18 protein-coding genes and 6 tRNA genes are annotated in these 20,871 nt (G+C 41.4%); 16 read left to right on the top strand and 8 right to left on the bottom strand.

The window, feature by feature from the left end; all coding sequences use genetic code 11:
* The first annotated feature begins 32 nt into the window (after positions 1–32).
* On the top strand, positions 33–1,025 hold the full coding sequence (locus FTU80_RS12945; RefSeq protein ID WP_180022405.1) for a DUF2804 domain-containing protein: 993 nt from the start codon (positions 33–35) through the stop codon (positions 1,023–1,025).
* 50 nt (positions 1,026–1,075) lie between these two features.
* On the opposite strand, the gene FTU80_RS12940 is transcribed toward FTU80_RS12945, so the two are convergent.
* Positions 1,076–1,951 carry a metal-dependent hydrolase gene (locus FTU80_RS12940; protein ID WP_078191325.1) on the bottom strand — a complete coding sequence of 292 codons (876 nt, stop codon included), beginning with the start codon at positions 1,949–1,951 and terminating at the stop codon, positions 1,076–1,078.
* 145 nt (positions 1,952–2,096) lie between these two features.
* On the opposite strand from FTU80_RS12940, the gene FTU80_RS12935 reads away from it, so the two are divergent.
* Entirely contained in the window at positions 2,097–3,125 is a 1,029-nt protein-coding gene (locus FTU80_RS12935) for an AraC family transcriptional regulator (protein ID WP_180085471.1), read from the top strand.
* 85 nt (positions 3,126–3,210) lie between these two features.
* On the opposite strand, the gene FTU80_RS12930 is transcribed toward FTU80_RS12935, so the two are convergent.
* Entirely contained in the window at positions 3,211–4,545 is a 1,335-nt protein-coding gene (locus FTU80_RS12930; RefSeq protein WP_180085469.1) for a Na+/H+ antiporter NhaC family protein, read from the bottom strand.
* 363 nt (positions 4,546–4,908) lie between these two features.
* Here FTU80_RS12930 and trpA point away from each other — a divergent pair, with 363 nt between their 5' ends.
* The 4 genes from trpA to FTU80_RS12910 are packed head-to-tail and all read left to right on the top strand — an operon-like array spanning position 4,909 to position 8,859.
* On the top strand, positions 4,909–5,712 hold the full coding sequence (gene trpA, locus FTU80_RS12925) for a tryptophan synthase subunit alpha (RefSeq protein ID WP_180009060.1): 804 nt from the start codon (positions 4,909–4,911) through the stop codon (positions 5,710–5,712).
* Complete coding sequence (gene accD, locus FTU80_RS12920; RefSeq protein ID WP_111885388.1) at positions 5,709–6,605, top strand: acetyl-CoA carboxylase, carboxyltransferase subunit beta; 897 nt, start codon at positions 5,709–5,711, stop codon at positions 6,603–6,605. Before trpA ends, accD begins: the two co-directional genes overlap by 4 nt.
* Complete coding sequence (folC, locus tag FTU80_RS12915) at positions 6,602–7,885, top strand: bifunctional tetrahydrofolate synthase/dihydrofolate synthase (RefSeq protein WP_180085467.1); 1,284 nt, start codon at positions 6,602–6,604, stop codon at positions 7,883–7,885. The genes accD and folC overlap by 4 nt, the downstream gene beginning before the upstream one ends.
* The gene (locus tag FTU80_RS12910) at positions 7,882–8,859 is read left to right on the top strand and encodes an SPOR domain-containing protein (RefSeq protein ID WP_180085466.1); all 978 of its coding nucleotides are present in this window, start codon (positions 7,882–7,884) and stop codon (positions 8,857–8,859) included. The genes folC and FTU80_RS12910 overlap by 4 nt, the downstream gene beginning before the upstream one ends.
* 20 nt (positions 8,860–8,879) lie before the next feature.
* Here FTU80_RS12910 and FTU80_RS12905 read toward each other — a convergent pair whose 3' ends face one another.
* The 3 genes from FTU80_RS12905 to FTU80_RS12895 all read right to left on the bottom strand — a co-directional run bounded on the left by FTU80_RS12905 (position 8,880) and on the right by FTU80_RS12895 (position 11,226).
* Positions 8,880–9,479, bottom strand: a complete 600-nt coding sequence (locus tag FTU80_RS12905) for a dual specificity protein phosphatase family protein (RefSeq protein WP_180085464.1) — start codon at positions 9,477–9,479, stop codon at positions 8,880–8,882.
* On the bottom strand, positions 9,469–10,296 hold the full coding sequence (locus tag FTU80_RS12900; RefSeq protein ID WP_180085462.1) for an MBL fold metallo-hydrolase: 828 nt from the start codon (positions 10,294–10,296) through the stop codon (positions 9,469–9,471). The genes FTU80_RS12905 and FTU80_RS12900 overlap by 11 nt, the downstream gene beginning before the upstream one ends.
* A gap of 294 nt (positions 10,297–10,590) precedes the next feature.
* Positions 10,591–11,226 (bottom strand): peroxiredoxin, encoded by a 636-nt coding sequence (locus tag FTU80_RS12895; protein ID WP_078194127.1) that lies wholly within the window; start codon positions 11,224–11,226, stop codon positions 10,591–10,593.
* A gap of 336 nt (positions 11,227–11,562) precedes the next feature.
* On the opposite strand from FTU80_RS12895, the gene secA reads away from it, so the two are divergent.
* The 10 genes from secA to FTU80_RS12845 all read left to right on the top strand — a co-directional run bounded on the left by secA (position 11,563) and on the right by FTU80_RS12845 (position 18,217).
* Positions 11,563–14,286, top strand: a complete 2,724-nt coding sequence (secA, locus tag FTU80_RS12890) for a preprotein translocase subunit SecA (protein ID WP_111885392.1) — start codon at positions 11,563–11,565, stop codon at positions 14,284–14,286.
* 144 nt (positions 14,287–14,430) lie between these two features.
* Positions 14,431–14,787, top strand: a complete 357-nt coding sequence (locus tag FTU80_RS12885) for a hypothetical protein (protein ID WP_078194125.1) — start codon at positions 14,431–14,433, stop codon at positions 14,785–14,787.
* A gap of 160 nt (positions 14,788–14,947) precedes the next feature.
* A complete protein-coding gene (gene argJ, locus FTU80_RS12880; protein ID WP_180085460.1) occupies positions 14,948–16,168 on the top strand; it encodes a bifunctional glutamate N-acetyltransferase/amino-acid acetyltransferase ArgJ in 1,221 nt (406 codons plus the stop codon).
* A 153-nt stretch (positions 16,169–16,321) separates the two neighbouring features.
* On the top strand, positions 16,322–17,389 hold the full coding sequence (nadA, locus tag FTU80_RS12875; RefSeq protein ID WP_180085458.1) for a quinolinate synthase NadA: 1,068 nt from the start codon (positions 16,322–16,324) through the stop codon (positions 17,387–17,389).
* 154 nt (positions 17,390–17,543) lie between these two features.
* Positions 17,544–17,620: transfer RNA gene (locus FTU80_RS12870), tRNA-Pro, on the top strand.
* Positions 17,621–17,665: 45 nt separating this feature from the next.
* Positions 17,666–17,742: transfer RNA gene (locus FTU80_RS12865), tRNA-Arg, on the top strand.
* 44 nt (positions 17,743–17,786) lie between these two features.
* A tRNA-His gene (locus FTU80_RS12860) sits at positions 17,787–17,862 on the top strand.
* Between the two features lie 3 nt (positions 17,863–17,865).
* Positions 17,866–17,942, top strand: a tRNA-Pro gene (locus tag FTU80_RS12855).
* A gap of 105 nt (positions 17,943–18,047) precedes the next feature.
* Positions 18,048–18,123, top strand: a tRNA-His gene (locus tag FTU80_RS12850).
* A 17-nt stretch (positions 18,124–18,140) separates the two neighbouring features.
* Positions 18,141–18,217, top strand: a tRNA-Pro gene (locus tag FTU80_RS12845).
* Positions 18,218–18,331: 114 nt separating this feature from the next.
* Here the strand turns inward: FTU80_RS12845 and FTU80_RS12840 are convergent.
* From FTU80_RS12840 to FTU80_RS12830, 3 genes are read right to left on the bottom strand one after another with little or no spacing between them, the layout of a single operon-like run.
* On the bottom strand, positions 18,332–18,811 hold the full coding sequence (locus tag FTU80_RS12840) for an OmpA family protein (RefSeq protein WP_111885395.1): 480 nt from the start codon (positions 18,809–18,811) through the stop codon (positions 18,332–18,334).
* Positions 18,812–18,819: 8 nt separating this feature from the next.
* Positions 18,820–20,037 carry a diguanylate cyclase domain-containing protein gene (locus tag FTU80_RS12835; RefSeq protein ID WP_180085456.1) on the bottom strand — a complete coding sequence of 406 codons (1,218 nt, stop codon included), beginning with the start codon at positions 20,035–20,037 and terminating at the stop codon, positions 18,820–18,822.
* Complete coding sequence (locus tag FTU80_RS12830; protein ID WP_180024517.1) at positions 20,034–20,534, bottom strand: YfiR family protein; 501 nt, start codon at positions 20,532–20,534, stop codon at positions 20,034–20,036. The genes FTU80_RS12835 and FTU80_RS12830 overlap by 4 nt, the downstream gene beginning before the upstream one ends.
* Between the last annotated feature and the right edge of the window lie 337 nt (positions 20,535–20,871).

The following is a 20,871-nucleotide window of genomic DNA, read 5'->3' as shown; positions in this document are numbered from 1 at the left end:
TTTAGACCTTAAACCTCAATGGAATGGCGTATATGGATTTAATACGGCCGAATGGACAGCCGCATTATGGGCGTTTTAGTGAACTTCCCAATCGCATCGATTTAAGTAAGTATGAATATAAGACACCGTATGGAAAACGACTTGAAGGTTGGCGTAAGCGTTTAAAATATAAAAAATTTAAATTTTGTTGTATTCAGCATGAACATTATACGATTGGTCTAGCAATTGCCGATATCGCGTGGGCGGGGCACGGTTTTGTCTATGTGTATGATCATATTACGAATGAAGTGTTGGAATGGAATTCGATTAATTTCCTGTCACGTAATACCGTTTTAGATGAACAACCTTTATTTAATCAAAGTCATTTTATTAAGTCAGGGATTCAACTGGATATTCAGCATGCCAATGGTGTGCGATACATTCAAATGTCAAAACATGGCGAACTCAAACTGAGCGCTCGAGTGTTTTGCGCAGGGACTGATCCGCTGAGTATGTGTAGCCCCACAGGGATTAATGGTTGGACCTATACTCAAAAATTGACGACGTTAGGGTGTGAAGGTTTCTTTATCAATAAGCAAGGCAAAACCATTCAATTCCATGACCGGACATTGGTGTCTTTAGATGATACCTGTGGTTTTCTTCGTCCTGAAACCGCATGGTTTTGGTTGTCGTGTAACTTTTGGGATAGTCAAAATCGACGCGTTGGGATCAATCTTGCCTCTGGTGTAAATGAAAGCTTTGGCAATGAAAATTGTCTGTGGGTCAATGGACATCTATATGCCATGTCTGATGTGCTGTTCCAGCAACAAGGCGATAATCAATGGAATATTAGTTCATTAGACAACAGCTTAAATTTGATCGTCAGCACAGGTTGGCGGCGCTATGAAAACCTGAATTTAAGATTGGTCGGTAGTCAGTTCAGTCAATGGCAGGCAAAAATTAGCGGTACAATTCAACGTGATGGCGAAGAAATTGTATTCTTAAATGAATATGGTTTACTTGAGCAGCACTATGCCAAATGGTGAGTGTAAGCCTATAAAAAAGCCGCAATCGATGCGGCTTTTTTATTCAGTTTTTATTTTGCAGCTTGCCAAAACACTTCAGCAGCTTGAATTGGATCATTGGTTTCTTCATAAGTTTTTAACCAAAGATCATAATTTTGCACAATGGGATGCTGACTCGGATGGAAGTCTTTTTTAAACCAATCTCGATATGGTTTGCTCATTCGGGTGAGGGTGCCATTTTTACCAAAGAACCACGGTAAGCCTTTCATGTTTAATTTTAAACGTTCAGTGAAGCTGAACCCGTCATGTTTCAGCATCACATTAGCACGGTATAAGGTAAAGCCGAGCATCAATCCACTGGTCCAAACCAAAGTGAATTTCTTTAAATTTTCATCGACCTTAGCCACATCTTTCATCACATCAAAAGCCACATCGCGATGTTCCATTTCTTCTATCGCATGCCAAATAAATAATGCACGGACATAAGGATGCGCAGATTCTAGTACGGACTTTTGGCTACAGAACGTTTCAGCCATCAGCGCAGTCAAATGCTCGGCAGAAGCCGTCATGGCAATGTTGTATTCAGGTGAGCGCTTGCTCAGTTCAAATTTAAAAATTTTATTTAGACGTTTAATGAACGCATCGACAGGCATGCCTTGTTGTTTCATCAACATATTCATTTTGTCATGCGCCATACCGTGCTGCGCTTCTTGACGAATAAAGTCAGCGACACGTTGCTGTAAATCAGGGTCTTGAATTTGACTGCGGAACAGACGTACAGATTCAATAAAATAGCGCTCGCCATCAGGAAAGGTCAGGCTCAAGGCATCAAACATACGAGTTAAAAAGGGGTCTCCGCCAAACCAATAGCGCGGGATTTCTTCTAACTTAAAATTCAGTTTTGTGCGAACAATAGGTTCGACTTGATATTTGACGATAGCATTCATGATATTTTTTCTGTGCGAGTCGTATTGATTGCAGTATGTCGGAGAAATTGCACTTTGTTTTGACAGATATTGCCAATTTTTATACATTTTACGCCATGATGAAAATATAAAATGTCAGAATTGGCAGGTCAGAAAGAGGGGCGAGATGGCTGAAATTCAGATCCCAAATGGTTACTTCCAACTGTGGAATATGGTCTTAATTGAGCGTGAATTAAACTATACACAGCTCGAATGGATTGCGCCGTATGCTGCGCAAATTCAGCATGTGCTGTCTTTGCCGATCGACTCTCAATCGCCGAATTCTTTTTTTAATACCATCATGCAACTGACTCAGCAGCATCTGGATTGCCCGCAATTGGTCTTTGAAATGGCCAAGTATATTCGTGCAGAGCATTTTGGGGTGTTAGGCTATATGGCGACACTGAGTAATAGCGTAGCAGATGCTTTGCAATATGTGATGCGCTTTAGTCGTTTGGTGATTGATGGGGCGCAAATTGTGCCGATGAATATGAGCCATCAAGATCATCAAATTATTCTGTCTTGGCCACAGCATGATGATGAATATGCTTTGGTGAATGAATTAACGATGGCCTGTATGGCACATTTGGCCAAGCAAATTTTTCCAGATTCTTTAAAGTTACTCCGCATTCATTTTGCCCATGCGCCGCGGATGGCACGTTATCACTATGAAAAGTTTTATGGCTGCCAAATGGAATTTTCGACCCTTAAATATTCATTTGTGATTCATGCCGATAGTTTGGATTTAAAGTCAGAACTTGCTGATCCGTCACTGATGCAATTGTTATTACGTCAAGCCGAAGAGGCGATAGCCGCGCGTCCGCAACATGCAGATCCAATTCTACAGATGCAACAATGCATCGCAGATTATCTCAAATTACAACAGCAAGCCCCTAAAATAGAGTGGTTAGCAGAAGAGTTACATCTGTCAGTGAGAACCCTGCAACGACAGCTACAGGAGAAAGACACCTCGTTTAAACGACTTTTGGAGATTGAACGGATGAAACGCTGTGAATATCTACTTTCACAACAAACCCATTTGACAGATATCGCTTTACAGCTAGGTTATTCAGATCAGTCTGCTTTGGCACGTGCTTTTAAGGCATATAGTGGAGAGACATTGTTGGCGCGAAAAAAAGCCTTGAGATTAGAATAAAACGTGCAGATTGCTCGTTAAGAAAAGCCTTTCAAACAACATTAAAAAAAAGCGGTCAAACGACCGCTTTTCTTTTAAGCCAAGCTTATGCCGCGGCTTTTAATTTTGGATAACGCAGTAAAATGGCAAGGATGGCAAAGATCGCCAAAACCCAACAGTAATACACACTACCAATCAGTTCTACAGGCGAAAGTTTTGCGATCGAACAAGCCAGTAACAGTTGAGCGCCATAAGGAATGAGACCTTGGACTACACAAGAGAAAATGTCCAAGAGCGCAGCAGCACGTTTAGGGTCTACACCATATTCTTTGGCGACTTCACGTGCCATGTCACCAGATAAAATAATTGCGACAGTGTTGTTTGCCACAAATAGGTTGGAGAAAATCACCAAGAAACTGATACCAATTTCACCTGCGCGTTCAGCACCAACTTTAAAGTAGCGTGTCATGCTGTAAATGCGTTGAATTAGCCATTCTAAACCGCCTTCTTTTTGCATAATGGCAGAAATACCACCTAAGAAAATAGAAAGCAGGGCAACTTCAAACATGCCGGTAAAGCCGTCATAAATAGAATTATTTAAGCTTAAGAAATTAAATTCAGGTTGAATCACCATACCAATCAAGCCAGACAGTAAGACACCAATGGTCAGTACAGCAAGCACGTGCAAACGTGAAAAGGCCAAAATAAATACGGCTAAATACGGCAAGATCAGCCACGTATTATAAGCTTTGTGTTCAATCGCTTGTGAGCCTTGACTCATAAATAAATAAATACAAATGCTAACGATCGATGCAGGAACAGCAATCCAAACATTGACCTTAAATTTATCGCGAAGCTGAACTTTTTGACTGTTCGTTGCAGCAATGGTGGTATCTGAAATCATCGACAGATTATCACCAAACATAGCACCGCCGACCACAGCACCAATGGCATACACCACTTCAATTTCGGTGACTTGTGTAAAACCAAAGGCAATTGGTGCACAGGCTGCAATAGTGCCCATGGAGGTTCCCATCGCTGTGGCAATAAAGGCCGCAATAATAAACAGCATAGGCAGCACGAACTCAGGCGCAATCACCGATAGTCCCAATTGCACTGTTGCATCGACACTACCGATGGCACTGCTGACACTGGCAAAAGCACCAGCGAGCATAAAGACTATGAACATTAAGATCAAATTCGGGTGACTGGCACCTTTCATAAATGTATCAATCGCGTCATTGATCTTGCCGCGATAGAGCAAAATTGCCAATACAATTGCAGGAAGAGCAGCGACTGGGGCTTTCACTTGATAGAACGCAAACTCAGTTCCAATGATGGAATGGTAAATACCACTGCCCAAAAAAATGGTCAGAAAAACAATAAGCGGAAGCAGTGCAAATGCCCGAGCAGGCACTTTCACTTGTGAATCGGAGGACATAGGAGATAAAAAAATAAAAGTATGCGGCTAGTATAAAGCAGGTTTTGCAATTTAAGGAAAATTAAAATGTAAATGCTAAGCCTGTTATTTTTAACATTTTTTTGATGATAAAATTAAGTTAGTCTAAAACCTTATAATTTTGCCAGATCCTAAAATTAGGCATCTTTGATCATTGTGAAAAAAACTGAAATATCGGTAAATGATGCTTTCGGGTTGTTCTGGAAAATTATGTTTGCATGAGAAATGCCGACTGAGGATTGTATACCCTGTTCAATGGGTAAAAAATAGCGTTACAATGCGATGTCTTGTATTTCGACAAAACCCACATCATAGTTTTGATTCATTCAAGGAAAGTATAACCCTATGTCACGTTTAGCCACTCGATTTGGAACGCTTAAATCTCAACAGCGTAAGGCCTTGGTTTCTTATGTTATGGCTGGTGACCCTCATCCACAAGTAACGGTACCTTTGTTACATCAAATGGTTGAGGCAGGTGTAGATGTGATCGAATTGGGTCTTCCATTTTCAGACCCAATGGCGGATGGTCCTGTTATTGCACTTGCCGCTGAGCGTGCGCTTGCTGCAGGAACCAATACTCTAGATGCCTTGAACATGGTGAAAGAGTTCCGTAAAAACGATACAGAAACACCCGTGGTACTGATGGGCTATTTAAACCCCGTTGAAGTAATCGGCTATGAAAAGTTTGTTGCCTATGCACATGAATGCGGTGTAGATGGCGTGCTCTTGGTGGACCTTCCACCAGAAGAAGCAAAAGATCTAGATGTAGTATTGAAAAAATATGACATGGATCAAATCTTCTTACTTGCGCCAACATCCACTGATGAACGTATTCAGCATGTGGTGAAACAAGCCAGTGGATTTATCTACTATGTTTCTTTGAAAGGTGTGACAGGTGCAGCGACTTTAGACGTTGCTGAAGCTGCGGCACGTATTCAAAAAATCAAATCGTATACTCAGGTACCTGTCGGCGTTGGCTTTGGTATTAGTGATGCAGCATCGGCGAAAGCCATGGGTGTTGCTGCAGATGCGGTGATTGTAGGTAGTGCTTTTGTTAAACAATTTGCAAACTTAGCGCCAGAACAAGCTGTAATCGAAACAGTGAATAAAGTGAAGGAGCTTCGAGCTGCGCTCGATGAGTTAGTATGAGTCAAGACGCAAAAACAGGCAAAATTCTGAGCGCATCTACGCCATGGACAGAGCGTGCGGTACCAGGTATTCATGTACCTGATGAACAGCAAGCATTAAAGGCGACATTTACTGAGCCGACGATTGAATGTCCTGAGTGTCATGCACTTGTGACTCGTACTGCGATGTCATTTAATGCCTACGTTTGTCCACAGTGTGATGAACACTTGCGAATGAAAGCACGTGATCGTTTGAACTGGTTCTTTGACCAAGTACAAAAAGAATTGGGTCAAGAATTTAAAGCCAAAGATCCACTTAAATTTGTAGATAGCAAAGCGTATCCAGACCGTATGTCTGAAGCGCAGAAAAAAACCGGTGAAACAGAAGCTTTAGTGGTAATGCAAGGTACGCTGAAAGGCATTCCAATGATTGCTACCGCTTTCGAATTTGATTTCATGGGCGGTTCAATGGGTACTGTTGTAGGTGACCGTTTTGTTCAAGCGGCTGAACTTGCAATTAAATCGAAACAACCGCTTATTTGCTTCGCTGCTTCTGGTGGTGCGCGTATGCAAGAAGGTATGTTGTCATTAATGCAAATGGCGCGTACTTCTGCAGCCATCCAAAAAATGAAAGATGCAGGCTTGCCTTATCTAGTGGTATTGACACATCCAGTTTATGGTGGTGTGACTGCATCATTGGCAATGCTCGGTGATGTTCATTTGGCTGAACCGAAAGCCATGATTGGTTTTGCTGGTAAGCGTGTGATTGAGCAAACTGTACGTGAAAAATTGGAAGAACCATTCCAACGTGCAGAATACTTGCTTGATCATGGTGTAGTCGATCAAATTGTTCATCGTCATGCATTACGTGATACAGTTTATCGTATTGTAGCGAAATTGATGAACTTGCCTTGAACACAGCACCACTTGCAACTGATTCTTTAAACACATGGCTCGATTATTGGAGCCATGTTCATGTTACGGGTATTGATTTAGGACTGGAGCGGGTAATTCCTGTTGCAGATCGATTGGGCGTAACTCGGCCTGATGCCAAAGTTCTGACGGTTGCTGGAACCAATGGGAAAGGCTCAACCACAACGACATTGGCTGCCATTTTAAATGCGCAAGGTTATAATGTGGGTTTATACCAATCACCGCATATCTATCGATTCAATGAACGTGTAAAGCTTCAAGGTGTTGAAGTGGCCGACCAAACCCTGATTGATGCTTTTGTAGCTGTTGATCAGGCGCGTCGTGAATGTGAATTAAGTTTATCTTTTTTTGAAGCGACCACTTTGGCCGCTTTTGTTATTTTTAAACAGCAACATTGCGATGTATGGGTCCTCGAAGTGGGCCTCGGTGGCCGACTTGATGTGGTCAATGTCGTCGACCCAGATGTTGCAGTGATTACTAATATTGGTTTAGACCATACCGATTGGTTGGGCGACACCATTGAAAAAATTGCTTTTGAGAAAGCAGGGATTATTCGTCCAAATATTCCCGTAATTTTTGGCGGGCAGCAAGTTTTGCCTGAAGCCATTCGTCAAAAAGCAGAAGATTGCCAAGCTGCTTTACATGTACTCAATCGTGATTATTTTTATCAGTACAGTGATGACGGACAATCTTGGATGTTTGCCTCATCAGGTTCAACCTTAAAACTACCCGTGGGTTCTTTGGCACTCGAAAATATCTCTACGGCTGTAGCAGCAATATTGGCCAGTGGTTTAGTGGTCTCTCAGCAGTCGATCGCTCAGGGGATTATCAATGCCAAGTTACAAGGCCGTTTTGAAGTTAGAGAAATCGAAGGTAAAACGGTGATTTTCGATGCGGGACATAACCCGCATGGTGTTGAATTTTTGTTAAAGCAATTGCGAAATTTCCTCCAGTACAATAAACAATACACAGAAGTGATCAGCGTTTTCTCCATGCTGACTGATAAAGACATAAATTCTGTCGTTAACTTATTGAAAGATACGGTAAGAATGTGGAAAATTGCACAATTAAATGTGCCACGTGCGGCATCTATCACACAATTAGATAGCGCACTACAGCATCAAGTCGTAGAACATTATGACAATGTGCAATTAGCTTTTAAGTCCGCGCTGGAAGAAACAAAGAATAATCAGCTGATTCTGGTATGTGGTTCATTTCATACCTTAGAAGCGGTATGGGAGTATCTGGAAGAATGTCAATGAATAACAAACAACGCTGGATGGGTGGTGTTGTTTTATTAGGTGGTGGTGTACTGCTGGCCGCACTTTTACTTAAAGGCAAAGAAGAAATACATCAAAATCAAAGCCAAACCCCTGAAATGGCTCAAGTTGAGCAACAAGGTCAGGGTGCGGGTAAAATGTCATCATTGACTGTTGATGTTGAAACTGAAAAGCGTTTGCTCGAAGAACAACGACGTACCCGTGAAAAATCGGTTGCGGAGCAAGAAGCACGTGCAGCAGAATTTTTAGAGATGCAACAACAAGCGGAGGCTGATGCAGCACGTAAAGCAGCAGAAGAATATGCGGCTTTAAACGCACATCGTTCAGCTCAACAAAGTTCGGATAATATTCCTCCCGAATTGGTTGAAGATGAAAAAGCCAAGCAAAAGCGTTTAGCTGAGGATAAGTTGGCGGCTCAAAAAAAGTTAGAGAGTCAGTCGGCGCAGCAAAAGGCTGATCAGGCACGTATCGCAGCAGATAAACAAAAAGCTGAAGCAAAACGTAAAGCGGATGCTCAAAAAGAAGCTGAACGTAAAGCACATGCTGAAGCTGAGAAAAAAGCAGCAGATAAGAAAGCAGCCGAAGCGAAGCAACAAGCTGAAGAAAAGCGTAAAGCCGAAGAAAAACACAAGGCAGAAGAAAAGCGTAAAGCCGAAGCCAAGAAAAAAGCTGAAGCTGAAAAAGCACGTGATCTGTTGGAAAATGGCGATAAGCAATGGATGGTGCAAGTTGCACTGGCTGCCAATGAAGCCAATGCAGATGCTGTCGCTGCAAAATTACGTGCAAAAGGCTATAAAGTGACGAAGAGTCCTACATCTAAAGGCATTCGTATTATGGTCGGCCCTTCGAAGGACCGTGATGCTGCGGACGCAACACGTAAAAAGATCAATTCAGATGCAAGTTTAAATATGAAATCTGCGTGGGTGATTGATTGGGTACCACTCGATAAACGCTAAGTTTATTTGAGGAATGACCTTTAATAAGATGGATTCAGTAGTTGCTGCTGAATCCATTTTACATTTTCAGGGCTGAATAAACGGTCAATATTTTTCCAAATAGGGTGGAAGCCATAGCCACCTTGTTTCATTTCACGTTTTGCTTCCTCAATGGACCAATGCTGAAAAATAATACGGTACATGGCCACACTCGCGCCTGTACGGTCTGAGCCGTGGTAGCAATGGATTAAAACTTTTTGCTGCTGTTGTTCAGCTTCTTTTATGGTTTTCATCACCGTCAGTAAATTTTCACGATCGATTTGCCACGTGTGTATCGGAATATGTACAAATTTAATCTTTTGCATATCAATAGCATTTTTTAAGCGTTCTGGGTCATGGTGCCGTGAACGTAAATTTATGATCACATCGATTTGCTGTTCTCGTAGAACAGGGGCGAGATCTGTATCAGGTTGTTCACTGCGAAATAGCGTTGGGCTGATTTGATAAAAATTATGCTGTTGATGAACGACTTTCCCCCAATGCTGAGGACGTTCATTTAACGGTAATGGATTTGATGTCATGCAACCCGTGAAGCTGAAGCTAACACTGAGTAGGATCATTGGTAGGATTTTAGCGGTCATAGCTTGTATTCTGATAGCGAGCGAATTCGAATGGGTCATGTGCACAGATGAGATCGATGTCCGGATGCTGCGCTAACTGCTGAATCTTATGAAGGGAGTGCAGTCGCTGTGTATTGTCGGTGGCAAATAAACGCTCAAGCTGATTTAAGGCCCGCGAATGAAAATTTGGATTTAATTGATGCTGTGAGTAATAAGCATCGCCACAATATAACAACCAGCGCTGGTTATTTTTAATCGCAATACCGGCATGACCCGCGGTATGTCCCAAAAGTGGAAGCATTAAAATGTCATCTTGAAAAATGGACAGACCGGCAGTGTGCTCTAAGTTAAACCATGCCTGTGTCCCGATGTTTTCAATAAAGTTCCAATAACGATGCTGTTGGAACTGCTGTGGTCGATAGCGCAGTCGTGATTTAAGGCTGTGAAGATTTTGAGTGGCATTATATTCACTGGCTAAGACATGCACGGTCGCCTGCGGAAAATCTGAGATCCCGCCAGCATGATCAAAATCTAAGTGTGACAACAAAATGTGTTGAACATCTTGAGCCTTAAAACCTAATTTTTGAATTTGATGAATCGCACTTAGTTGCGGATTAAATTTAATCTGCGCTGTGCGTGAAATAAACAGACCTAAACGATTTTGTGGATGCAAATAATCTTGTAAGCCCAGTCCTGTATCGACTAAGACGAGCCCTTTATCGGTTTCAATGAGCAGGCAATGACAGACCAAATGTGCACGAAAGCCTTTCTGTCCAAATAAAGGGGCACACGTTGGACAAAAACTACCACAATGTAAATGATGAATTTGATGAATCACGGTTTGTTGTTTTCAAGTTTTTCTTAGTTATAACGGAATTGTGATGTTTAACCAATCTAATCCCAGAGAGGAATTTGTAATCAAAAAAAAGCTCATCCGAAGATGAGCGGGTTGGAGGCTGCTAGAACGGGCTCGTCATTCGTTCTGAGGGGAAAACTATAAGTAACTATGGTTGTGATTCTGAGTTGGGTCAGGTGCTGCACTTAAAAATAGTTAAATTTGTACCTTCGCTTTGGTCACTCACAGCAGAGCTTCTTATCTTGCGCTCGGACAGCGTAATGCTCCGTTTTATCCTCACTTAGGTTGAGGCGTTAAACGAAGGTAAGGCGTAACTGCGTTATATCCTTGAGGAAAGCGTTGTTTGATTTCCTCTTCATCTTTTAATGACGGCACAATCACCACATCTTCACCTTGTTGCCAGTTGGCCGGTGTTGCAACTTTATGGTTGTCTGTCAGTTGCAAAGAGTCAATGACACGTAAAATTTCATGGAAGTTACGCCCTGTAGATGCAGGATAAGTAATGATTAAACGGACTTTTTTATTTGGATCGATGATCACCAAAGAGCGAACAGTTAATGTTTCGCTGGCATTGGGGTGAATGAAATCATAAAGGGTGGACACTTTACGGTCTTTGTCTGCAATGATCGGGAAGTTGACCGTGGTATTTTGAGTATTATTAATGTCGTTAATCCAACCATGATGCGACTCAACATCATCAACAGACAGGGCAATGGCCTTGACACCACGTTTGCTAAATTCATCTTTTAGTTTTGCGGTAAATCCAAGTTCTGTGGTGCAGACTGGGGTGTAATCGGCAGGATGCGAAAATAAAATGCCCCAACTGTCACCTAAAAAGTCATAAAAATGAATGCTGCCTTCGCTTGAGTCTTGAGTAAAGTCTGGTGCAGTATCACCTAAACGAATCGTCATGGAATATCCCCGTATTTATTGAATTTGTTTAACTTGAAAATAAATATGAAGGATTTTTTTATGATTAAAAATAGTGTTTTTTCATTTCTTTATGAATATATTTCATATAAAACAGTTTTATTGGGGGATAAATGCGAAATATCTCACGACAGAGTCACTATGTTGTCTGCAGAAAATTTGTTACATTAGCTTGCCTTAAGTCTCCGGGGCTAGAACCCGAGCGCAGAATATTTAAGGGGATTTTTGTGCAAAACCCTTGTACTTCGAATTTCTAGCACCATAATAACGACTAAGAAAATATATTCATTTGACAAGCAAGATTTAGAGAGTCTATTCATGTTGGCAAGTCTGATCGGAGGAATCTTCGGTACCAAAAATGAGCGCGAACTCAAACGCATGCGTAAAATCGTAGAGAAGATTAATGCGCTCGAGCCGACGATATCTGTTCTAAGCGATGCAGACTTATCTGCAAAAACTGAAGAATTCAAAGAACGTTATAAAAAAGGCGACAGCCTTGATAAATTATTGCCTGAAGCGTTTGCTGTTTGTCGTGAAGCTGCAAAGCGTGTCATGGGCATGCGTCATTATGATGTACAGCTGATTGGTGGTATTACTTTACATGAAGGTAAGATCGCAGAGATGCGTACCGGTGAAGGTAAAACCCTCATGGGAACGCTTGCTTGTTACCTCAATGCGATTAGTGGTGAAGGTGTTCACGTGATTACGGTGAACGACTATCTCGCACAGCGTGATGCTGAATTAAACCGTCCATTATTCGAATTTTTAGGTTTAAGCATTGGGATTATTTACTCAATGCAAGACCCAACTGAAAAAGCTCAAGCGTATCGTGCTGACATTACTTACGGTACCAACAACGAATTCGGTTTCGATTACTTGCGTGACAACATGGTGTTTTCTGCTGCTGAGAAAAAACAGCGCAGCTTAACCTATGCCATCATCGATGAAGTCGATTCGATCCTGATTGATGAAGCGCGTACACCGTTGATCATTTCTGGTCAATCAGAAGACTCATCTCAGTTGTATGCTGCCATTAACAGCATTCCACCAAAACTTCATGCACAAAAAGAAGAGAAGGTACCAGATGGTGGTCACTTCTGGATTGACGAAAAACAGCGCTCTGTAGAAATGACCGAAGTCGGTTATGAAACTGTTGAAGCTGAATTGATTCAAATGGGCTTGCTTGCTGAAGGTGAAAGTTTATATTCATCTGCTAATTTAAACTTGGTACACCATGTTTCTGCGGCCATTCGTGCGCATTACCTATACCAACGCAACGTGCATTACATCATCCACGAAGGTGAAGTGATCATTGTCGATGAAAACACTGGTCGTACCATGCCGGGTCGCCGTTGGTCAGAAGGTTTGCATCAAGCAGTAGAAGCAAAAGAAGGTTTGGAAATTCAACCTGAAAACCAAACACTAGCAACCACAACATTCCAGAACTATTTCCGTCTTTACAAGAAATTATCAGGGATGACAGGGACTGCAGATACTGAAGCTGCAGAAATGAAAGAAATTTATGGCTTGGATGTTGTACTTATTCCAACCCATCGCCCAATGATTCGTAATGACCAAAACGATTTAATCTATTTAAACCGTGAAGGTAAATACAACGCCATCATTCAAGAAATTCAACGTATTCATGAAGCGGGTGTTGCGCCGATTCTGATTGGTACAGCAACCATTGAAGCCTCTGAAATTTTATCAGATAAGCTGAAAGAAGCTGGTATTCAACATGAAGTACTTAATGCGAAACAACATGAGCGCGAAGCAGATATTATTGCGCAAGCGGGTTCACCTCGTGCAGTAACCATTGCGACTAACATGGCTGGTCGTGGTACTGATATTCTGTTAGGTGGTAACTGGAAAGCGTTGCTGGCGAAGATTGAAGAACCGACTGAAGCAGACGAAGCACGTTTGAAAGCAGAGTGGGAACAAAATCATGAAATGGTGCTGAACTCTGGCGGTTTACATATTATCGGTTCAGAACGTCATGAATCTCGTCGTATCGATAACCAGTTACGTGGTCGTGCGGGCCGTCAAGGTGACCCAGGTGTGTCACGTTTCTACTTGTCGCTTGAAGATGACTTGATGCGTATCTTCGCAGGTGATCGCGTAGTTGCAATGATGCGTGCCATGGGGCTGAAAGAAGATGAAGCCATTGAGCATAAAATGGTGTCACGCTCGATTGAAAATGCACAACGTAAAGTTGAAGCACGTAACTTCGATATTCGTAAAAATTTATTGAAATACGATGACGTAAACAACGAACAACGTAAGATTATTTACTCTCAGCGTGATGAAATTCTTGTTGAACCGTCTTTACAAGATTACATCGAAACGATGATTCAGGATGTGACTAAAGGCATGATCGAAATATATATTCCACCTGAGTCTATTCACGATCAGTGGGATATAGAAGGTCTTGAAAAGGCGCTACGTGAAGATCTATCGATTGAACTGCCAATTTCGCAGTGGTTAGAGCAAGATCGTCGTTTGGATGAAGAAGCTTTGGTTGAACGTATTACTGATGAAGTTCTTCAGCACTACCGTTCACGTCGTACGCAAATGGGTGACGAAACGGCTGCAATGCTCGAACGTCACTTTATGTTGAATTCATTGGACCGCCATTGGAAAGAGCATTTGGCAGCAATGGATTACTTACGTCAAGGGATTCATTTACGTGGTTATGCGCAGAAAAATCCTGAGCAAGAATATAAAAAAGAAGCCTTTAACTTATTTGTAAACATGCTTGCTGTGATTAAGTCGGATGTCGTGACAGATTTATCTCGTATTCATGTGCCTACAGCCGAAGAGCTTGCAGAAATGGAAGCTCAAAAACAGGCTCAAGCTGAATCAATGAATCTTCAATTGTCACACAATGACTTTGATAATTTGTTGGCTGAAGCCAATGGTAATGATGTTATCGATGCGCAATACACACCTGCAGAGCAAGTGATTGTTCCGCCAGAAAGTCGTAACTCGCCTTGCCCATGTGGTTCAGGTCTAAAATATAAACAATGTCACGGTAAAATCTAAACAGCATTTTTTAATTTCAAATAAATCAGAGCCTTCGCGCTCTGATTTTTTATTTACACTACTAATCTGACCTGAATAGTATTTGCAGTTCAGTAGATTAAATGTTATTTAGTTTCTATCAATAACCGTAAGACGGAAAAGACAATGAAAAAAGTACTAAAACCGTTCATGATTGCTGCTTTGGCTTTGCCAACTTTTGCCTTTGCAAACGCTCCTCAGACGACTTCTTTAGAGAAAGTTCAACAAGCAGTTGGTCCAACAACAACTCAAGTACAGGTTGGTACTGACGGTCAAGTGACTGTAGCAAGCCCGCGTACGGGTATTCGTTATACCTTTGCCAATCCAAATCGTCCAATCGTATTGCAAACTGCAAAAATTGCAGCAGCCAATGCGGCGAATGCTGACCGTATTGTGGCTGAAAACCCAGCCCTTTCTGCTGCGAGTCAACAAAAAGCGAAACAAGTGCTTCTTGATGAAGCAACTCAGCTTGCGCGTAACTAATTTACGACGAACATCGATAAAGACCAGTCGAAAGGCTGGTTTTTTTATGTGCAAAAGAAATCCACAATAAAATTACAGCAAAACCGTGCTTCTGCTCGATTTTTTATAGATTTTGCACTAAGCTGTATTTTTTATAACTCATATAGTTGGACGTTGAAAAATGGCAGTTGGTGACGTATCTATGCCACAGATGCATGTGGTGAAAGGTGTAAAAATCGGTTCGGCTGAAGCATATGTGCGCTATCAGAACCGACGTGACCTTGTCATTTTTGAATTTGCTGAAGGTTCTAATGTCGCAGGCGTTTTTACTCAAAATGCATTTTGTGCAGCACCGGTCCATATTTCGAAAGCGCACTTATTGGCAGGTAATCCACGTTATTTAGTGATTAACACCGGAAATGCCAATGCCGGTACTGGCAAAATCGGAATGGCAAATGCTGAGGCGACGTGTGCGAAACTGGCAGAACTGACAGGTGTTCAAAATACAGAAGTTCTTCCATTTTCAACAGGTGTAATTGGTGAGCAATTACCTATTGATCGTTTGGTTCAAGGCTTGCAACCAGCATTAGATAGTTTGCAGGAAGATGCATGGTTGGATGCGGCAACGGGCATTATGACCACTGATACAACACCTAAAGGTGCATCTGAACAGTTCGAACTAGATGGCGTTCTGTATACTATGACAGGTATTTCTAAAGGCGCAGGAATGATTCGTCCAAATATGGCGACCATGTTGAGCTATGTGGCAACTGATGCACCCATTAGCCGTGAGCTGGTGCAACAGCTTTTGAAAACCACAGTTAACCTGTCGTTTAACCGTATTACGGTGGATGGTGATACCTCAACGAATGACTCATGTATTTTGATTGCAACGGGCCAAGCTGGTGGCGTAGAAATTACTTCAGAATCAGATTCACGTTATGCTGCTGTTTTAGACGTGTTAACACGTGTAATGAAACGTCTTGCACAGCTCATTGTCCGTGATGGTGAAGGTGCGACGAAGTTTATTACTGTGGCAGTAGAAGGCGGCGCAGATACTCAAGAATGTTGTGATATTGCTTATAGCATTGCACATTCACCGTTGGTTAAAACTGCAATCTTCGCATCAGATCCAAACTGGGGCCGTATTTTGGCAGCTATTGGTTATGCAGGTGTGCCAAACTTAGATGTTGAAAAAATTCAGGTCTGGTTAGGTGATGTTCAAATCTGTAAAGACGGTGGTGCCGCAGCAGATTATACCGAAGCAGCAGGGGCTGCAGAGATGGAGAAATCTGAGATCACGATCCGTGTAGATTTAGGACGTGGCAGTGCTCGAGATACTGTGTATACCTGTGACCTGTCGTATGATTATGTCAAGATTAACGCAGATTACCGTTCATAAAATATTTGGTGTTTTTGAAAAGCCTCCGTTGTGAGGCTTTTTTATAAGTGGAACTTTTTAATGACCGGTAAAAAATAGCCAAGTGCCATATTTATGGGTCAGTTGTGAAGCACCTGTGTAGTAGCAGGCATTAAGGGTAGAGAAGACGTTGTGATGAATAATGCAAACAACTTAATTGCAAATGAAGCAAAATCAATTGTACAAGCGCATTTGGATCGTTTGGGTGATGTTAAAGAGCATCACTTAACGGAAGCTGCAAAGCTTGAAAAGTTTGAATTAATTAAAGCGGAACTCAAAAAGCGTAACGCTGTCCTTGTTGCACACTATTACTGTGATCCTGAAGTGCAGGAACTAGCAGAACTGACCGGTGGATGCGTTTCGGATTCACTTGAAATGGCACGTTTTGGTCGTGACCATCAAGCAACGACGTTGGTGGTTGCAGGGGTGAAATTCATGGGTGAGACCTCAAAGATTTTATCTCCTGAAAAAACCGTACTGATGCCTACTCTGGAGGCAACATGCTCACTTGATTTGGGCTGTCCGGTCGATGAATTTACCAAATTTTGCGATGCACATCCGGATCATACGGTTGTGGTATATGCCAATACCTCGGCGGCAGTGAAAGCACGTGCAGACTGGGTGGTAACCTCGAGCTGTGCTGTTGAAATTGTTGAGTATTTAGATAGTTTAGGCGAAAAAATTATTTGGGCACCTGATCAGCATCTCGGTCGTTATATTCAAAAGAAAACCGGTGCAGACATGTTGCTGTGGGATGGGGCATGTATAGTTCATGAAGAATTCCGTGCACGTGGTATTGCCAATATGAAGGCGTTGTATCCTGATGCAGCAGTTTTGGTGCATCCCGAGTCACCAGAATCTGTCGTGGATATTGCAGATGCCGTCGGTAGCACCTCGCAATTGATCAAGGCTGCACAAACCTTGCCACACGAACGTTTAATCGTGGCAACAGATCGCGGTATTTTTTATAAAATGCAGCAAGCTGTGCCGAATAAAATTCTCATCGAAGCACCGACGGCAGGTGAGGGAGCGACTTGTCGTTCATGTGCGCATTGCCCTTGGATGGCGATGAATGAATTGGATGGCATTCTGGAAGTTTTACAAAAAGGCGATCAGGAAATTTTTGTAGATGCGGCATTGGCTGAGCGTGCTAAATTGCCTTTAGATCGGATGTTGAATTTCAGCGCCAGTTTAAAACGTTAATTTTTGCTTGAAAAATGATTAAAGTGCTTGATAAATAATCGCTTGAAATGATTTTTTATGTTTTTTTGAAGATAGGTGTTGACGTTAATCAACGTCACGCCTAGAATGCACACCGTACCGCACGATATGCGATACAGCGAAAGCTGAGATGAAACGGAGCATAGCACAGCCTGGTAGTGCACCTGGTTTGGGACCAGGGGGTCGTAGGTTCGAATCCTACTGCTCCGACCAATTTCTCAAGGCAAAAATCGCGTGATAGTCTATGTCATCGGTAATGCGCCTGTAGCTCAGTTGGATAGAGCATCCGCCTTCTAAGCGGATGGTCACAGGTTCGAATCCTGTCAGGCGCGCCATTTTAATGGTGTTCTGATACTAGAATCTGAAACTTGTTGTGATGGTGGATGTAGCTCAGTTGGTAGAGCCCCGGATTGTGATTCCGGTTGTCGTGGGTTCGAATCCCATCATTCACCCCAATTCGGAGCATAGCACAGCCTGGTAGTGCACCTGGTTTGGGACCAGGGGGTCGTAGGTTCGAATCCTACTGCTCCGACCATTTTCTCAAAGAAAACGGTCGATAAAAGATACCGCATACAGCGGTTTTTTTATGCCTGTAATTTAAAATGCGTTATATTGGTTATTCACAAGCAAGAACACGATGGTGGATGTAGCTCAGTTGGTAGAGCCCCGGATTGTGATTCCGGTTGTCGTGGGTTCGAATCCCATCATTCACCCCAACTTTTAAAGTTGAAAGCGGAGCATAGCACAGCCTGGTAGTGCACCTGGTTTGGGACCAGGGGGTCGTAGGTTCGAATCCTACTGCTCCGACCATTTATTTCAAAAACAATACTGTAAAAGATGCCGCATATAGCGGTTTTTTTATGCCTAAAATTTATAAACACAATAAAAAAGCCACCATAAGGTGGCTTTTTTATATTCAGCTATTTAGGGAATGATGGTGACATTTACGCGACGGTTGATGGCACGATTGGTCTCAGTGTCATTAGAGACCATCGGCTGTTCAGCACCACGGCCAATAATTTGAATATTTGAACTGTTATAACCTTGCTTTAAAAAGACGTTTGCGACGCTTTGCGCACGTTTTTCTGACAGTTGTTGGTTGTAATTGGCTTGTCCAACATTATCCGTATGACCAATAAACTTAATTTTGTTTAGGTCATATTTAATCAGTTGAGTGGCAAGTGTATTTAATTTGACTTGTTGGTGGGGTTGAATTTGATAATCATCAAAACCAAATAAAAGTCGTTCTGGTAGAGCAAGTGTCCAACCATCATTGGTCAAGACAAACCCTTCTTTTTTAAGCATGCGTGCTTGTTTGTAGCTTAAGTTACCTAAACTCATGCAGGCTGTCATAGTGGCCGTGAATGCAAGTATAAATAAAACTTTAAATGCGTTCTTTAACATAGCAAATCCTATGAGTTGGGGCGTTGTGGTGCAATGCACCAATGATTATTCGAAAGTTTAGCATCATACATAGCGCGATCCGCATCTGCGATTAGATCTTCTGGCGATTTCGCATTTTGGATCAGTGCCACACCAATATTAGCTTGTAATGCAATATTATGTTGCTCATAAACAAATGTGGAACCATAGCATTCATATATTTTGTGACAAAAGACTTCGAGTTCTGTTAGGAAATTTAAACGATTGATAATAATTGCAAATTCATCACCACCGAGTCGCGCAACGAAAGCATCATCTGGCAGTGCTTGTTTTAAACAATGTGATGAGGCACGCAGTACTGCATCCCCAGCTAAGTGACCATATTGGTCATTCACATGTTTAAAATTTTCAATATCGACAAAGAACACGGCAGCGTTCGCTTGTAAGTCAAATAGCTCAAACAGCTTTTCATAAAAATAATTGCGATTTGGTAATTGGGTTAATGCATCATGACGTGCTAGATGAATTAGCTTGTCATTTTCTGAAATTAAGTTTTTATTTGACTGTTCAATTTCACTAAGTAAACCATTAAAGGCGGTACTGAGTGCGTGTAATTCTTGAATATCAGAGTTTGAAACCCGCATTTTATAATCTTTCTTAATACTAATGGTTTGAGCTGATTCAACAATAGAGCGAACGGATTGCATTAAGTATTGATAAACAGAATTAACCGACCAAAACACGGTAGCCAATAAAAGTATAAAACCTAAAAATAAACCCAATAAAATTTTATGGAAGAAACTAACTAAATCTGAAGAGTTACCATATACGACCAGTTCGCCATAACTTTTCTGATCATGATAAATATCTAAACGAATCGGTTGGCTAAAGAAGAAATAATCTAAAATCGCTTGGCTAGAAAATGTTGAAATTTCTTGTTGCTCAGCATGTGCAAGTGACGCTTTTTGATGGTTGGTAATTTCTATCGATCGAATGGGATACAGTTGAGTGTATTCGTTTAAAATTTGACGCATCGTTGTTTGGTCATTAAACACCACAGCGGGTTGAACACGTTCGTTTATCGCATTTGATAAAATCGTTAAGCTGTTTTTTGCATAGGTGTGCATAGTATAAGTGGAAATAACCAAAAAAATCGCAGAACAAATCGTAAAAGTTAAAGCAAAGATAGTGAGCTGCGAACGCGTAAATAATTGGTGTAATGTAATTGGGTTATAGAGTTGTTTCATTCAGCTGACTCCGATGACTTCGCCAGTAATAAAACGCGTGGATCAATATGTATTTGTGACTGCGTTAAGCTTTCCATATTAACTTTAAACGAATAACTCTGATTTTTTTTATACAAACAAAATGCACTGCCAGACTCACACTCACTATTGTTACTACTTAGAGAGAGGGCGGGGAAATTAACATGGTTGTTTAAAATACTTTGTTCTTCTTTTGCTGATAGATTGGAAAAAAATAAAACTTGGCAATGACTAGATTTGATGTCATTCACATTGATGGCTGTAATTTTATAAGTGCTGTGGGTTGGCGCAAGTTTTTTAAAATCATTGACTAAACTTGAATTATTAATCACACAAAATTTGGGTGAAGTGGTTTCCCACTTGGCATAACTCAATATAGAGAAAGTGGTTGTGAAAATATTTGCTGTGGGAGCTGCATATAATATGGGTGAAATGGAGCACGCCATTATTAAATAGGCAGTTTTTTTAAAAACAACCATACGAAATCAAAAATTCTTAAATTAAATGGAATGAAAATTGGGTTTATATACGTTTTATTATATGAAATAGGGCGTATATAGCCCAATAATAATACAAAAGAATGTTTATGTGTTTAAAAAAGCGACATGCGTAAAATAAATCATAAAAAAGGTGTTGCGTTGGAACAGAAATGCTGTAGAATGCACATCCATCGGCGGTGATGAAGATTGAAACTTCTGATAAAACAATGACTTGGTTGAATTGATTAAGTTAGGTTTTATTTGATAAGTTTAAAAATAATTTGAATTACCAGTTGACTCTTTAGAAATAAAGAGTAATATAGCCGACCTAGCTTGC

It is taken from the genome of Acinetobacter sp. YH12145 (genome assembly GCF_013418335.1).
GTDB lineage: Bacteria > Pseudomonadota > Gammaproteobacteria > Pseudomonadales > Moraxellaceae > Acinetobacter > Acinetobacter amyesii.
Note: the sequence above shows the minus strand (reverse complement) of the source record. Positions and strands in the feature narration are given on the sequence as shown.

Bases quoted from the DNA above. Each gene is read 5' to 3' on its own strand.
- FTU80_RS12945 (WP_180022405.1), top strand. From the start codon at position 33: ATGGATTTAATACGGCCGAATGGACAGCCGCATTATGGGCGTTTTAGT.
- FTU80_RS12940 (WP_078191325.1), bottom strand. From the start codon at position 1,951: ATGAATGCTATCGTCAAATATCAAGTCGAACCTATTGTTCGCACAAAA.
- FTU80_RS12935 (WP_180085471.1), top strand. From the start codon at position 2,097: ATGGCTGAAATTCAGATCCCAAATGGTTACTTCCAACTGTGGAATATG.
- FTU80_RS12930 (WP_180085469.1), bottom strand. From the start codon at position 4,545: ATGTCCTCCGATTCACAAGTGAAAGTGCCTGCTCGGGCATTTGCACTG.
- trpA (WP_180009060.1), top strand. From the start codon at position 4,909: ATGTCACGTTTAGCCACTCGATTTGGAACGCTTAAATCTCAACAGCGT.
- accD (WP_111885388.1), top strand. From the start codon at position 5,709: ATGAGTCAAGACGCAAAAACAGGCAAAATTCTGAGCGCATCTACGCCA.
- FTU80_RS12910 (WP_180085466.1), top strand. From the start codon at position 7,882: ATGAATAACAAACAACGCTGGATGGGTGGTGTTGTTTTATTAGGTGGT.
- FTU80_RS12905 (WP_180085464.1), bottom strand. From the start codon at position 9,479: ATGACCGCTAAAATCCTACCAATGATCCTACTCAGTGTTAGCTTCAGC.
- FTU80_RS12895 (WP_078194127.1), bottom strand. From the start codon at position 11,226: ATGACGATTCGTTTAGGTGATACTGCACCAGACTTTACTCAAGACTCA.
- secA (WP_111885392.1), top strand. From the start codon at position 11,563: ATGTTGGCAAGTCTGATCGGAGGAATCTTCGGTACCAAAAATGAGCGC.
- FTU80_RS12885 (WP_078194125.1), top strand. From the start codon at position 14,431: ATGAAAAAAGTACTAAAACCGTTCATGATTGCTGCTTTGGCTTTGCCA.
- argJ (WP_180085460.1), top strand. From the start codon at position 14,948: ATGGCAGTTGGTGACGTATCTATGCCACAGATGCATGTGGTGAAAGGT.
- nadA (WP_180085458.1), top strand. From the start codon at position 16,322: ATGAATAATGCAAACAACTTAATTGCAAATGAAGCAAAATCAATTGTA.
- FTU80_RS12840 (WP_111885395.1), bottom strand. From the start codon at position 18,811: ATGTTAAAGAACGCATTTAAAGTTTTATTTATACTTGCATTCACGGCC.
- FTU80_RS12835 (WP_180085456.1), bottom strand. From the start codon at position 20,037: ATGAAACAACTCTATAACCCAATTACATTACACCAATTATTTACGCGT.
- FTU80_RS12830 (WP_180024517.1), bottom strand. From the start codon at position 20,534: ATGGTTGTTTTTAAAAAAACTGCCTATTTAATAATGGCGTGCTCCATT.